11 protein-coding genes and 1 pseudogene are annotated in these 12,728 nt (G+C 61.3%); 3 read left to right on the top strand and 9 right to left on the bottom strand.

Features of this window, described 5'->3' with window-relative positions:
- Nucleotide 1: 1 nt before the first annotated feature.
- The 7 genes and pseudogenes from EKO19_RS31380 to EKO19_RS31350 form a co-directional block, all read right to left on the bottom strand.
- Nucleotides 2-604, bottom strand: a complete 603-nt coding sequence (locus EKO19_RS31380) for a hypothetical protein (RefSeq protein ID WP_246039004.1) — start codon at nucleotides 602-604, stop codon at nucleotides 2-4.
- A 118-nt stretch (nucleotides 605-722) separates the two neighbouring features.
- A pseudogene (locus EKO19_RS40065) lies at nucleotides 723-896 on the bottom strand (pectate lyase); the annotation flags it as partial.
- Nucleotides 893-2,200 (bottom strand): phenylacetate--CoA ligase PaaK, encoded by a 1,308-nt coding sequence (paaK, locus tag EKO19_RS31370; protein WP_129781374.1) that lies wholly within the window; start codon nucleotides 2,198-2,200, stop codon nucleotides 893-895. The gene paaK and the pseudogene EKO19_RS40065, both read right to left, overlap by 4 nt.
- Before the next feature lie 42 nt (nucleotides 2,201-2,242).
- On the bottom strand, nucleotides 2,243-2,617 hold the full coding sequence (gene paaI, locus EKO19_RS31365) for a hydroxyphenylacetyl-CoA thioesterase PaaI (protein ID WP_129781667.1): 375 nt from the start codon (nucleotides 2,615-2,617) through the stop codon (nucleotides 2,243-2,245).
- 117 nt (nucleotides 2,618-2,734) lie between these two features.
- The gene (locus tag EKO19_RS31360) at nucleotides 2,735-5,944 is read right to left on the bottom strand and encodes an efflux RND transporter permease subunit (RefSeq protein WP_129781373.1); all 3,210 of its coding nucleotides are present in this window, start codon (nucleotides 5,942-5,944) and stop codon (nucleotides 2,735-2,737) included.
- A gap of 33 nt (nucleotides 5,945-5,977) precedes the next feature.
- Complete coding sequence (locus EKO19_RS31355; protein WP_129781372.1) at nucleotides 5,978-7,306, bottom strand: efflux RND transporter periplasmic adaptor subunit; 1,329 nt, start codon at nucleotides 7,304-7,306, stop codon at nucleotides 5,978-5,980.
- A gap of 177 nt (nucleotides 7,307-7,483) precedes the next feature.
- Entirely contained in the window at nucleotides 7,484-8,905 is a 1,422-nt protein-coding gene (locus tag EKO19_RS31350; RefSeq protein ID WP_129781371.1) for an MATE family efflux transporter, read from the bottom strand.
- A 146-nt stretch (nucleotides 8,906-9,051) separates the two neighbouring features.
- Here EKO19_RS31350 and pbpG point away from each other — a divergent pair, with 146 nt between their 5' ends.
- The gene (pbpG, locus tag EKO19_RS31345) at nucleotides 9,052-9,909 is read left to right on the top strand and encodes a D-alanyl-D-alanine endopeptidase (RefSeq protein ID WP_129781370.1); all 858 of its coding nucleotides are present in this window, start codon (nucleotides 9,052-9,054) and stop codon (nucleotides 9,907-9,909) included.
- Nucleotides 9,910-10,222: 313 nt separating this feature from the next.
- Nucleotides 10,223-10,378, top strand: a complete 156-nt coding sequence (locus EKO19_RS38485; RefSeq protein WP_157995523.1) for a hypothetical protein — start codon at nucleotides 10,223-10,225, stop codon at nucleotides 10,376-10,378.
- Between the two features lie 189 nt (nucleotides 10,379-10,567).
- Here the strand turns inward: EKO19_RS38485 and EKO19_RS31340 are convergent, their stop codons facing one another.
- A complete protein-coding gene (locus EKO19_RS31340; RefSeq protein WP_129781369.1) occupies nucleotides 10,568-10,930 on the bottom strand; it encodes a DUF1428 domain-containing protein in 363 nt (120 codons plus the stop codon).
- 107 nt (nucleotides 10,931-11,037) lie between these two features.
- On the opposite strand from EKO19_RS31340, the gene EKO19_RS31335 reads away from it, so the two are divergent.
- On the top strand, nucleotides 11,038-11,664 hold the full coding sequence (locus tag EKO19_RS31335; RefSeq protein ID WP_129781368.1) for a glutathione S-transferase family protein: 627 nt from the start codon (nucleotides 11,038-11,040) through the stop codon (nucleotides 11,662-11,664).
- A 7-nt stretch (nucleotides 11,665-11,671) separates the two neighbouring features.
- On the opposite strand, the gene EKO19_RS31330 is transcribed toward EKO19_RS31335, so the two are convergent.
- Nucleotides 11,672-12,595 (bottom strand): aspartyl/asparaginyl beta-hydroxylase domain-containing protein, encoded by a 924-nt coding sequence (locus EKO19_RS31330; RefSeq protein ID WP_129781367.1) that lies wholly within the window; start codon nucleotides 12,593-12,595, stop codon nucleotides 11,672-11,674.
- Nucleotides 12,596-12,728: the final 133 nt, after the last annotated feature.

Raw genomic sequence — 12,728 nt, 5'->3', positions numbered from 1 at the left:
CTCAAGGCGCTACTTTGCACTCCTCATCCGATAGACTCTCCCGTTCGAGCCCGGCGTCTCGGATGACCGAGGCGTAGCGCTGCTTCTGACGCAGCTTCGCATCCAGCACGATGCGTTCCTGATGCGGGTCCAGTGGCGCAACATTGCCGATTCCGCGGGTGTACTCGGCCAGGTGATGTTGTTCGAGATCGGAATTCTTCAGCGTCTGATAGTAGGCAAAGCGTTCCGCAGGCAGGATCTTGCCAATGCCCGCGTCGATGCGATCGCGCGAGCGCAGATCCATTTCCGACTCCCGCTCCAGCAGCCGTCGCCGCAACTCATCGACGTGCTCATCATCGACTTCCGAAATCAGGAACCGATATTTGTGCTCGACCTGCGCGAGGAATGCGCAGTCGAATTCATCGTCGGTTGCCGCAAGAGCGCGCGACTGTTCCGGCACCAGAGGTGAAACCAGCGGTCGCCCCGACGCTTGCGTGAGCGCCGATTCGGCCACGATCGCGGCCCGGTCCTGCTCGCGTTGTTTCGAGACGAAACTCGCGGCGAGCGCAATGGCCGCCGCGATCACGATGCTCGAGACAATGTTTCTGTCCTTGAAATCGATCATACCGTCCCTGTTCCTCCCAGAGCGGCCGGAAGCACTCGCTCCCGGCCAACCGTCCATCCCCTGGTCCAATCAATAGCTGGTGTTGCCCGATTGTGTCGTAGCCTTCGATGTTGCTCACCTTAGTCGTGCCTGAGGACTTGATGGTCATCGCATCCTCGCCGACCTTCATCCAGTGGATATTACCGAGGTTCGCGCCGTTGTACGTGTGTATACCGTCGGCGCCGCTGGTCGAGCACGAAGAGCCAGTGATCGAGAAGGTCGACCGTGCAAGAACGCGGTGGGATCGGGTCATTGTGTCGGCCGGCGACGATCGCTGACCCGTTTGGCCTTGCCCATGGAGCGTTCCAGCGAGCTGGAGGAATGAACGACGACGGTCGTCGTGACGCCGATGTATGACTTGATCGAGCGAGCCAGCTCGCCCGCGACGCCGTCACGCCGCGCTTGATGATCTTCGACGCCCGCCTGCAATTCCACGTTGACCGTGAGCGAGTCGAGGTGGCCCTCGCGGAATATTTCCAAATGATAGTGAGGCGCCAGTGCCGCCTGTCTCAGAATCAGTTCTTCGATCTGAGTTGGAAACACATTCACGCCACGGATGATCAACATGTCGTCGGTGCGACCGGAGATTCGATCCATGCGCCGCATGGTTCGTGCCGTCGGTGGTAACAATCGGGTGCGATCGCGGGTGCGATAACGAATCACCGGCAGCGCTTCTTTGGTCAGCGAGGTCAGCACCAGCTCGCCCTCTTCGCCTTCGGGCAACACGCGCCCGGTCTCGGGATCGATGATCTCGGGATAGAAATGATCTTCCCACAGCACCGGCCCATCCTTGGTCGAGATGCACTCCATCGCGACGCCCGGCCCCATCACTTCCGACAATCCATAAATATCGAGCGCGTCGATGCCCAGGCGCGATTCGATCTGCGCACGCAGGGCATTGGTCCAGGGTTCCGCACCGAAGATGCCGATGCGCAGCGAACATGAGGCCGGATCGACTCCCTGACGCGCAAACTCTTCGCTGATCGCCAGCATGTACGATGGCGTCACCATGATGATGCGAGGTTCGAGATCGCGAATGAGCTGCACTTGTTTCTCGGTCTGCCCGCCCGACATGGGCACGACAGTACAACCGAGTCTTTCGGCACCGTAGTGCGCGCCGAGACCGCCGGTGAACAAACCGTAGCCATAGGCGATGTGGACGAGATCCCCGGGCCGGCCGCCACCGGCGAAGATGGATCTCGCCATCAGCTCAGCCCAAACATCGATGTCGTTGCGCGTGTATGCGACGACCGTGGGCTTGCCGGTGGTGCCACTGGATGCGTGCAAGCGAACCGCTTGCTCCCGAGGGACGGCGAGCAAACCGAAAGGATAGTGATCGCGAAAGTCCTGCTTCACCAGAAACGGGAAGCGACTCAGATCTTCGAGCGCCCGCAGGTCGTTGGGATGGGCGCCCGCGGCGTCGAATGCCTTCTTGTAGTGAGGCACGTTGTCGTAGGCGTGCCGCAGCGACCATTTCAATCGCTGCAGCTGTAATGCCCTCAGCTCATCGACACTGCTGCGCTCGATGACCTGGTACGTTTCTTTGTCGAGCGACATGCTCTCCTCCTGCAACGCTGCATTCGAGAGTGTGCTGAAAGGCTAAGGTTCGCGAACCTGATGCGAGCGGCCGCGGAACAGCGCAATCGTCTCGCCGCGCTGATTGGCGACCGTTACTTCATATACACCGTTGCGTTTGGATCGCCAACGCTCGACTGCGGTAGCGATCAACTCGTCGCCGCCCTGCGCGGGTGCCAGGAAATCGATCGATGCAGCGGCAGCGACCACCACCCCGCCGTGGGAATTGCACGAGAACGCGAAGGCGCTGTCCGCCAAGGAAAAAATGAAGCCGCCGTGACACGACGAGTGGCCGTTCAACATGTCCTCGCGCACCAGCATCGCGAGCCTCGCGTAGCCGGGACGAGTTTCGAGGACGCGCATGCCCAGGCCTTGCGAGGCCCGGTCATTGGCATACATCGCCGCAGCGGAGCGCTCGGCAAGCAATTGAGCAGGATCGGAGGACACGCGCGACTCCGCGACCAAAGGTGCGTCGTAAAATGACACACCATTTTGCGCAGCTCAACCGTTGATGTGTCAGGTTGCCCGAGGCGTGCCGGACGGGTCGGCTTGATCGACGAGCGCGGCTGGCTCGGGTTCGGCCGCGTGAGGGGCGGCTTCCTGATGCTGGCCGCGACGCCAGCGCGCTTTGAGACGCTCGGTGAAGCCGTAAATGTAGGTGTAAAGCACCGGCACGATGAGCAGCGTCAGCAGCGTCGACGTAATCACGCCACCGATCACCGCGCGACCCATCGGCGCGAGCAACTCACCGCCCGCCCCGACGCCGATGGCCATCGGCAACATGCCGAAGATCATCGCGAGCGTCGTCATCAGAATCGGGCGCAGACGTACCTGGCCCGCCTCGAAGATCGCCTCACGCAGCGGCACGCCATTGCGGATCGCCTGATTGGTGAAGTCCACGAGCAGAATGGCGTTCTTGGTCACCAGGCCCATCAACATGATGAAGCCGATGATGGAGAAGATGTTCAACGTCGTGCCGGTCATCGCCAGCGCGAGCAACACACCGATCAGCGACAACGGCAGCGACGCCATGATCGCCACCGGCTGCAGGAAGCTGCCGAACTGCGACGCCAGCACCAGATAGATGAAGATGACCGCGAGGCCGAGCGCGGCGCCGGCGGCAGCGGACGTTTCATTCATCTCCTGCTGCGCGCCGCTCACGTCGAAGCGATAGCCCGCCGGCAGTTGCATGGCCTTGACGATCTTCTCGGCGTCGGTGCCCACGTCGCCCGACGGCCGCCCCTGCGCGTTGCCGTAGATGGTGATCCGTCGTTGCAAGTTGAGTCGCTTGATCTGTTGCGGACTGGTGGTCTCGACGAAGTCCGCGATCTGGCGAATCGGCACCAGCATCGGATTGCCGTTTGCATCGACACGCGTGCTGCTCACATAGAGATCGCCGAGATCCGTGACGATTTCGCGACGCTGCTTGGGTAACTGCACGATCACATCGTAGTCCTGACCGTCCGGGCCGAGCCAGGTGCTGATCTGATCGCCCGCGATCAACGGACGCAGCGCGTTACCGATGCTCTGCGTCGTCAGGCCGAGATCGCTGGCGAGCTCGTTCTTGATTCGCACGGCGATGGTCGGATTGGCGCCGCGCTCGCTGCTCTCCAGATCGGCGATGCCGGGAATGGTCGACAGCCGCTTCATCAGCTCCTGCGACAGCTCGGTCAGCTTGGCATTCTCGGGACCCAGGATGGAAATGACCACCGGCTGGTTCTGACCCTGCACCGTCAGGCTCAAGCCCGCCATGGTCGAGAGCCGCTTACGAATCTGTTCTTCGATCTCTTTCTGCGGCGGACGTTTGAACAGCACCTTGTCCTTCAGCAGGACGCGGACGCGCGCGTAGTTGCGCCCTTCGTCGGTACCGACGGTGGTGAGGATGCTGTCGACGCCTTCGATCTCGCGAATGGCGTCTTCGGCGTCGCGAATCTTCGCGTCGGTGTATTCGAGGCTCGAGCCGATGGGCGTGTTCATGCGCATGAACATGATGCCTTCGTCCTGCTGAGGCACGAACTCCGTGCCGACCAGCGGCACGATCGCGAAGCTGCCGAAGAAAGAGAAGCCGGCAATCACGAGCATCAACGCCCGCGGACTGATGCTTGCACGACGAGTGATGCCGTAGCGACGACCGCTCAGCGCCCAACGCAACAACTTGTCGTAGACCCGATGCGCGTAATCGATGACCGACTCGACGCGCTCCATCACCTTGCCCAGCCAGGGCACGCGACGGAACCGTCCTTCGCTCGGATCCGGCCACACGGATGACAGCATCGGGTCGAGCGTGAAGCTCACGAACAGCGACACCATCACCGCGACGGCCACGGTGATGCCGAATGGCAGGAAGAACTTGCCGATGATGCCGCTCATGAACGCCACCGGGATGAACACGGCCAGGATCGCGAACGTCGTCGCCATCACCGCCAGGCCGATTTCGCTGGTGCCTTCGAGCGCCGCCGTGCGGTGGTCCTTGCCCATGTCGGCATGGCGCACGATGTTCTCGCGCACCACGATGGCATCGTCGATCAGCAGACCGATACACAACGACAGTGCCATCAAGGTCATGAAGTTGAGGGAGAAGCCGAACGCATGCAGCGCCGTGAAACTCGCGATCACCGAGATCGGCAGGGTCAGACCCGTGATGACGGTGGAGCGCCACGAGTGCAGGAACAGGAACACGATCAGAATCGTCAGCAGCGCGCCTTCGATGATGGTTTCCTTCACCCGGTCCAGCGAGCCCTGGATGAACTTGGCATCGGACCACAACGTGCGGATGACGATGTCCGGTGGCAGACGCGAGGTGAGATCGGCGACCGCTTCGTCGACGCCTTTACCGACTTCGACCATGTTGGCGGCCTGGACCTTATAGACGTCCAACGACACGGACCGCAGGCCGTTCATGCGCGAGATGGATTGCTCTTCGGCCTCGCCGTCGACGATGTCGGCAACCTGATGCAGGTACACCGGCGCGCCACCCTGATTCGCGACGATGATGCGCTCGAAGTCGCGCGGGTTCTTCATCTTGCCTTCGACGCGAACCAGCTGTTCCGTCGGGCCGCGCGAGATCATGCCGGCGGGCAGGTCCTGATTCGCCGCGCGCACCGCTGCGACCACCTGGTCGACACCGACACGGAAACTCTGCAACTGCTCCGGCCGCAGGAAGATCTGCACCTGCCGCTCGACGGCACCACCGGTCGAGACGTTGCCCACGCCGTAGGAATTCTGCAGCCGCTTGACGATCTGTTGATCGACGATGGTCGAGACTTCGCGCAGGCTGCGCGTCGTCGAGTAAACAACCAGGCTCACGACCGGCTCGGTCGAGCTGTCGTTGGTGGCTCGTGAAATGGTCGGCTCGCGAACTTCGCGCGGCAGTGACGAACGGATCTGCGCCACTTTGTCGCGCACTTCCTGAGTGGCCGCGACGCTGTCGACTTCCATGCGGAAGTCGATCATCAGGAAAGCGTTACCCTCGCGCGCCGTGCCGTAGATGTTCTTGACGCCCTCGACGCTGTTGATGACGTTCTCGAGCGGCTTGATGACGTCGTTCTCGATGGCCTCGGGCGATGCACCGGGATAGGAGACCGAGACGAAGGCCTGCGGCACGTTGATCTCGGGCATCTGCTCGACCGGCAGCAGCCGGTACGAATAGAAGCCGAGCACGACCAGGGCCAGCATGACCATGGTCGCGAACACCGGCTGATTGATGCTGGTCTTGGTGATCCACATAAACTAACGAAGCGACTGCTGACTGATGACCGGTCAGAGGGTCGAAGCAACTTCGGTGGGGACTTTCGCGGTGGTTTCGGTCTTGCGCACGTGAGCGACGGCACCGGCCTTGTCGTCGCCGATGTCGGCAACGATGACCTGATCGCCGGCTTTCAGCCCGTCCTGAACTTCGACGAACGCTTCGCCTTCACTGCGCGGACCGACCTTCACCGGCGCGCGGACGATCTTGTCGTCGCGCAGGACGTAGACATAGGAAACACCCGCCTCGTCACGCACCGCTCGTTGCGACACTGCGAGCACCGGCTGCATCGAGCTCAACATCAACTGGCCCTGCGCGAACATGCCGCCCTTGAGCGCGCTGTCCGGATTGGGCACGGCGATGTAAATGGTGATGGCACGCGAGTTGTCGGCAGTCACCGGATTGATCCGCTGCACTTCGCCTTCGAACGTACGATCGCCGAAGCCACTGACACGGAAGCGCACTTTCTGGCCGACGCGCACCGACGGAATCTCCGCCGACGGCACAGCCGCTTCCAGCACCATCTGCTTCAGATCGACCAGCGTCACGATCGCCGAGTCCGGCGACACCTTCTCGCCCGGCTGTACCAGTCGCTTCGCGATGGTGCCGCTGAACGGCGCGCGAATGACGGCGTCATCCAGATTGATCCTGGCCACGCGCGCCTGCGCTTCGGCGAGCTTGAAGCTCGCGACGCTGCCATTGAACGCGCTCTCGGTCTGCTCGAACGTGTTCTGAGAAATGAATTTCTGTTCCAGCAGCTGACGATTCTTGTCGCGATTGAGCCGAGCCAGATCCAGATCGGCACGCGCCTTCTCGACCGCCGCCGCTTCACGATCGTACTGAGCTTGCAGATTGCGAGTGTCGACGCGGGCGATCACATCGCCTTCACGCACGTCCTGGCCCTCACGCAGCTTCAATTGCTCGACTTCACCGCCGACTTTGGATTTCAGCGTGGCCTGCACGAACGGCGCGATGCTGCCGGACAACGGCAGCGCGCGAGAAATGACACGCGCTTCGACGGATGCAACATCGACCGCCGCGAGTTCGACCGGTGCTGCGTTGGGCGCAGGTGCCGCAATTGCCGGTGTGGACGGAGTGCGCGTAGCAACCCATGCACCAACGCCGAGGACCGCGATCACCGCAGCCGCGATCAGCGCCTTCATGGGCTCGATCCGGGTGAAACCACCGCCCTGATGATGTTCATCAGTCGATCCCTCAGTGACCGCGGGCGCGACTTCCTGAACCGGAGCCGGCTGCCGGGATTCAACAGGACGCGTCGGAAAGGGTGTGACGGCCGCACCGGTTTCGTAACGCATGGAAGACGGATTTGCACTGCTTTTCATTGCTGGTTCCACGACCGGAGTCCTTCAGTCGGCGAGGTCAGGGTTAGAACACCGATCTCGTCCTTCAGTTGCACCCTCAAGCCTGCGCGGCGGGGAGTGCGGTTCCTTGCTTGGACGGGGCGAAATCCCAAAAGGTTACAGGGCGGCCAAAATTCTTTCTGCGAACGCCGTCCGACGTCACACCCGTTGCTGTTTCCAGCGCCCGCGCCTGAACAACACCAGGCTCCAGAGCGCCAGCACCGAAAAGCCGATGGGTATCGCAATGAATACACCCAACGGTCCGAGCTCGAGGAAATCCGCCAGCAACCACGCCAACGGAATCTGTCCAAGCCAGAAACAGAAGAAATTCAGGCGGGTGGGCGTCCAGGTATCGCCAGCGCCATTGAATGCCGCTTCGAGACACATGCCGGCTGCATACAATGGGAACGCCAGACTCACGATCCACAAAGCGCGGATGCCGTGCTCGAGCACCGGCGGATCGTCGGTAAACAACCGAACCAGTGGCCCCGATCCCAGCACGAAGGCCAGACCGACGATACCCAGAAAGATCACATTGAAACGGGTCGCGATCCAGATGGCTTGCTCGGCGCGCTCGGGTTTTCCGGCACCGAGGTTCTGACCTACCAGCGTCGCGCCCGCATTCGCCAGCCCCCACGCGGGCATCAACGCGAACATCACGATGCGCAGGGCGATGGTGTAGCCAGCCATGGCCGCGCTACCGAATGCCGCGAGGATCTTGAACAGACCGATCCAGCTCGTGGTACCGATCATGAGTTGCGCGATACCCGTGCTCGCCGTGCTCATGATGGCCTGCAAATCCGTCCAGGCAGGCTTCAAGTGACGCCACCGGACCTGCACCCGGCTGTGAAATCCTGCCAGGTGCCATAGTTGATAGAGCACACCGATGCCGCGACCGATGTTGGTCGCCACGGCCGCGCCGGTCACGCCCATTTCCGGAAACGGTCCCCAGCCGAAAATGAAAAATGGACCGAGCACAATGTTCAACGCATTCGCCAGCCACAACGTGCGCATGGCCAGCACCGCATCCCCGGCGCCGCGGAAGATGGCGTTGATCAGGAAGATCATGAACACCGTCACATTGCAGCCGAGCATCAGGCGTGCGAAGTCGGTGCCCATCGCCACGATGCTGTCGCTTGCGCCCATCAGCCGGAGAATGTCCGACGCGAAGTAACTCAGCACCAGACCCATTGCCGCCGACAGTGTCACGCCAAGCAGGAGAATTTGCCCCGCGGCCTGCGCGGCACGCTCCGCATCCTTTTCGCCGATGCGCCTTGCGACGATGGCAGTGGCCGCAAACGAAATGCCGATCGCGACCGCATAGATGAGGGTCATCACCGACTCGGTGAGCCCGACGACCGCAATCGCATCCGAGCCGAGTCGCGACACCCAGAACACGTCGACGACGGCAAACAGCGACTCCATGATCATTTCCAGCACCATGGGCACGGCCAGCAGCAGCACCGCTCGATTCAGCGGCACAGCCGTGTAATCGAGGTGCTGACCTCGCAACGACAGGCGCACGACCTGCCAGAACGAAAGATCGGGTTGCGCGGCGGCGGCTTCGGCGGAGCTGGACATGGGGGGCGCGATTGTACCGGCGTCGAAGCGTTTTGCCGCGCGCGACCACCGGCTCAACCAGGGAAAAACTCACATTCGCAACCGCTGCAAATGAGTTACCTTTGCGACCATCGAATCAACATGAACTAAAGGCACGATCTCCTGCGATGCGAACCCCTTTCCGCCTCCGCCCGTGGCTGTTCGCCGCTTCCACCCTGCTGCTCGCCCCCCTCTCCTGGTCCCAGCCGCTGCCCGCCGGCAAGCTGCAGATCAAGTCCGCGTCCGTGCTGATCATGGATGAGGGCGATGCGACGGTGCTGTATTCCAAGCAGCCGCAGAAGGTGATGCCGATTGCGTCGATCACCAAGCTGATGACCGCGCTGGTGGTGCTCGAAGACAAGCAGCCGCTGGACGAGGTGGTGACCATCCTGCAAGTCGACCGCGACAAGACCAAGGCGTCCGCCTCGCGCTTGACGGTCGGCACCAAGCTCACCCGGGGCGAGCTGCTCCATCTGGCGCTGATGTCGTCGGAGAATCGCGCTGCTCAGGCGGTCTGCCGTGCCCACACCGGCGGCCTGCCGGCCTGCATCAAGGCGATGAATGCCAAGGCGCGTGAGCTGGGCATGAAGAATTCGCGGTTCGCCGACCCCACCGGCCTGTCGGCCGAGAACGTCGCCACCGCCTCAGACCTGGCCAAGCTTGTCATGGCAGCGTCACATGAGCGATTGATCGAGAAGTACTCGACCAGCGAGCACCTGACCGTGCACGTGGGTCGTCAATTGCTCGAATTCCGCAACACCAATTCCCTGACCTCCAAGGACGATTGGGAGATTTCGGTCCAGAAGACCGGCTTCACTCAGGACGCGGGCCAGTGCCTGGTCATGCGGGCGACCATTCAGGAACGCCCCACCGTCATCGTGCTACTCAATTCGTTCGGTAAGCTCACCCGCGTCGCCGATGCCCGCCGCGTTCGCAAGTGGCTCGAAGGTGGCATCGGTACGAAGATGGCGCGCGCCGGCAAGTAAGTCTCCCCGCCTTCACGGCGCCGCCGGCGCCTGTGAACTGCATCACATTGCTTAAGGCCTTCTCTGATTCCGCGGTGTAAGGCCTCGATCCGATCTCAACTGTACTGCTGCCCGCCCCCATCGCGTCCGAATAAGGGCGCGAGGCGCATCGCTTCTCCCCTGCTTATCCGCATTCACCGGTAACCAGCTGTGGTTGACCGGCAGCTCGCTTTTTTTGCTGCTGCCGTTGCAACCCTATGAGAAGTGCTCGCGTCAGAAGCTACGAACACCGCAATAACGCGGGTGAGTAAGCAACCCAACCAGGAGAAATGTCATGTACGCCCTCAGCAATGCCACTCAGTCCACTCAGCGCGCCGTTTGCATGTTGGTGTCTGTCGCCATCGTCACCGTGTCGCTCGCCTTCGGTGCCTTTGGTGTCAAGTCGATGGAACACGTTGGTTACAGCGTGACTGTGACTCAGCTGCAGTAACAGGAGCGCTGAGTCATGCGCTCCCCTTCAGCATTGAGTTGGTCTTACGACCGGCGCCATCATCGAGCCCAGGGTAGTCGACATGCCCGGCTCGGGTTTATCGCCCAAGGTCAGACTCCGCGGCATGCCCGCATCGGCGGCAGCCGCGGAGCTCACCCGAGCCAGGTTTGATTCCCGCCTCTCTTCCAATCAAAGATCGACGAACACGCTGAAGCCGCCGTAACTCATGCGCTTCATGTCGAATGGCATCTCGCCACCGACCATTTCCGGCCCCAGTCGAGGATCCTTCATCACTTTCGCGTTGACCTTGTCGCGATGAGTGCGTGACTTGAACAGGATCCAGGAAAAGATCACGACTTCGTTGGGTTTGGGCTTGCAGAGTTTCGGGAACGGCGTACCGAACTTCACTTTCAGATCGTCGCCGACACACTCGCAGTACTCGAGCGCGCCATACTCCTTCCAGACCTTGCCGGCCTTCCTGGACATGGCCTCATAAGCTTTCAGGTTCTTTTTCGGAACGACGATGACGAATCCGTCGGCGTAGCGGGGCATCTCCATTCTCCTTGCTGCGTGGGATGAGCCGTGTATCAACTACGGCCGCTCCACTGTCAACAGACGGCGCTAAACTGCGCGTCCATAGCACCGAAGGAGACGCCGCCATGGCCGACATCACTTTCTTTCACAACCCGCAGAGCCGTGCCCGCATCGTGCATTGGATGCTCGAAGAGGTGGGCGCTCCTTACAAAACCCAGCTGCTGAGACTCGATCGAGCGGAGCACAAAACGCCGGAATTCCTGGCGGTGAACCCGATAGGCAAAGTCCCCGCCATCAAACATGGCGACACCGTCATCACGGAAGCCGCCGCGATCTGTGCTTATCTCGCCGACGCCTTCCCCGCCGCCAATCTCGCGCCACCCACCAACTCACCCGAACGTGGCACCTATTATCGTTGGATGTTCTTCGGTGCCGGCTGCGTCGAGCCGGCGATCGTGGATCACATGTTCAAGCGCCCCCAAGTAGATCGCCCCGGCGCGCTGGGCTATGGCAGCTACGCGGACACACTCAACGCATTGGAGAAAGCAGTCTCCACCCACCCTTTTATTCTGGGCGACCGCTTCAGTGCCGCCGACGTCTATGTCGGCTCGCAAATCGGCTGGGGGTTGATGACGAAGACACTGGAGCCTCGCAAGGCATTCACCGACTACGCGGGCCGTTGCGCCGCGCGGCCGGCGTTTCAACGCGCGGCCGCTCAAGATGAGAAATATATGAAGGAGCTGCAGTCGTAACGGAACGTCACACTCTCAGGAACACCGCGTACGCGACGGAACCGAGCAGCGCCCACTTGAGCACATAGTAGGCCGTTCGGTTCCACGCCTTGATCCGTTTGCCCACCAATCGAAACTGGTAGACGTAGCCGAACAGCTTATTCAGCACACCGACCTTCTCGCCCTCGACATTCTGCGTCGCCGCCGCGCGTACCATGCCGTGGCCGAGGGTTCGATTGATCCATCCCATCACCCGATTCGACAACGGTCGCTCGACATCGCAGAACAGAATGAGCCGCTGCTGATCGGTCTGATTCTCGGCGCGATGAATGTAAGTTTCATCGAACACCACCGGCTCGCCGTCCTTCCAGTAGTACAGCTGACCGTCGACGACGATTCGACACGCCTCTGAATTCGGCGTCGACAAGCCGAGGTGATAGCGCAACGAACCCGCGAACGGATCGCGGTGAGCGACCAGCCGCGCGCCCGGCGGCAGCAGCGCGAACATCGCCGCATTCACTGAAGGAATGCTCGCCAGCAATTTCGCCGTCTTGGGACACAGCGTTTCGGCGGACGGCAGAAAGTCGCCGTACCACTTGAGATAGAAACGCCTCCTGCCCGTGCGGAAAAAGGAATTGAAGCCGAGGTCGTTGTACTTCGCCGCCGCGCGGATATAACCCTCGTCGAACAGCCGCATCGCTTCGTCGCGAATCATCTCCCAGTTCTCTTGCAACGGCTGGAGCGCCGGGAAGTGCTTCATCTCGACGAACGGTTTGTTCGGCACTGCGGAGAACAAGTACATGAGCGCGTTGTACGGCGCCATGATGGTCGAGTGATCGAGCAACTGCCGCGACAGCTTATGCCGCACGCGCCCGCGGAAGTGAACGACTGCCCCGCTGGCGACGAAAGTGCATAGAACCAGGAATCTCGGCCAGTAATAGAGGTAGGACATGCATCCTCCTTTTCAAAATGGCCGGTCGCGCACGCTGGCAAGGTTGCGCCCGGCGGGAGCGCAACCTTAATTCACACACGCCAAATCTTTTTACAATTGTGGCTTCAGACAGTTTTTCCTTGCAGTCATCAAT

The organism is Peristeroidobacter soli, assembly GCF_004138485.1.
GTDB classification, from domain to species: domain Bacteria; phylum Pseudomonadota; class Gammaproteobacteria; order Steroidobacterales; family Steroidobacteraceae; genus Steroidobacter; species Steroidobacter soli.
The sequence above is the reverse complement of the archived record's forward strand: the minus strand, read 5'-3'. Positions and strand labels throughout refer to the sequence as shown.

Excerpts from the sequence above, each read along its gene's own strand:
- EKO19_RS31360 (WP_129781373.1), bottom strand. The coding sequence starts at position 5,944 with ATGTGGATCACCAAGACCAGCATCAATCAGCCGGTGTTCGCGACCATG.
- EKO19_RS31350 (WP_129781371.1), bottom strand. The coding sequence starts at position 8,905 with ATGTCCAGCTCCGCCGAAGCCGCCGCCGCGCAACCCGATCTTTCGTTC.
- EKO19_RS31330 (WP_129781367.1), bottom strand. The coding sequence starts at position 12,595 with ATGTCCTACCTCTATTACTGGCCGAGATTCCTGGTTCTATGCACTTTC.
- paaK (WP_129781374.1), bottom strand. The coding sequence starts at position 2,200 with ATGTCGCTCGACAAAGAAACGTACCAGGTCATCGAGCGCAGCAGTGTC.
- EKO19_RS31340 (WP_129781369.1), bottom strand. The coding sequence starts at position 10,930 with ATGCCCCGCTACGCCGACGGATTCGTCATCGTCGTTCCGAAAAAGAAC.
- EKO19_RS31355 (WP_129781372.1), bottom strand. The coding sequence starts at position 7,306 with ATGAAAAGCAGTGCAAATCCGTCTTCCATGCGTTACGAAACCGGTGCG.
- EKO19_RS31380 (WP_246039004.1), bottom strand. The coding sequence starts at position 604 with ATGATCGATTTCAAGGACAGAAACATTGTCTCGAGCATCGTGATCGCG.
- EKO19_RS38485 (WP_157995523.1), top strand. The coding sequence starts at position 10,223 with ATGTACGCCCTCAGCAATGCCACTCAGTCCACTCAGCGCGCCGTTTGC.
- pbpG (WP_129781370.1), top strand. The coding sequence starts at position 9,052 with ATGCGAACCCCTTTCCGCCTCCGCCCGTGGCTGTTCGCCGCTTCCACC.
- EKO19_RS31335 (WP_129781368.1), top strand. The coding sequence starts at position 11,038 with ATGGCCGACATCACTTTCTTTCACAACCCGCAGAGCCGTGCCCGCATC.
- paaI (WP_129781667.1), bottom strand. The coding sequence starts at position 2,617 with ATGTATGCCAATGACCGGGCCTCGCAAGGCCTGGGCATGCGCGTCCTC.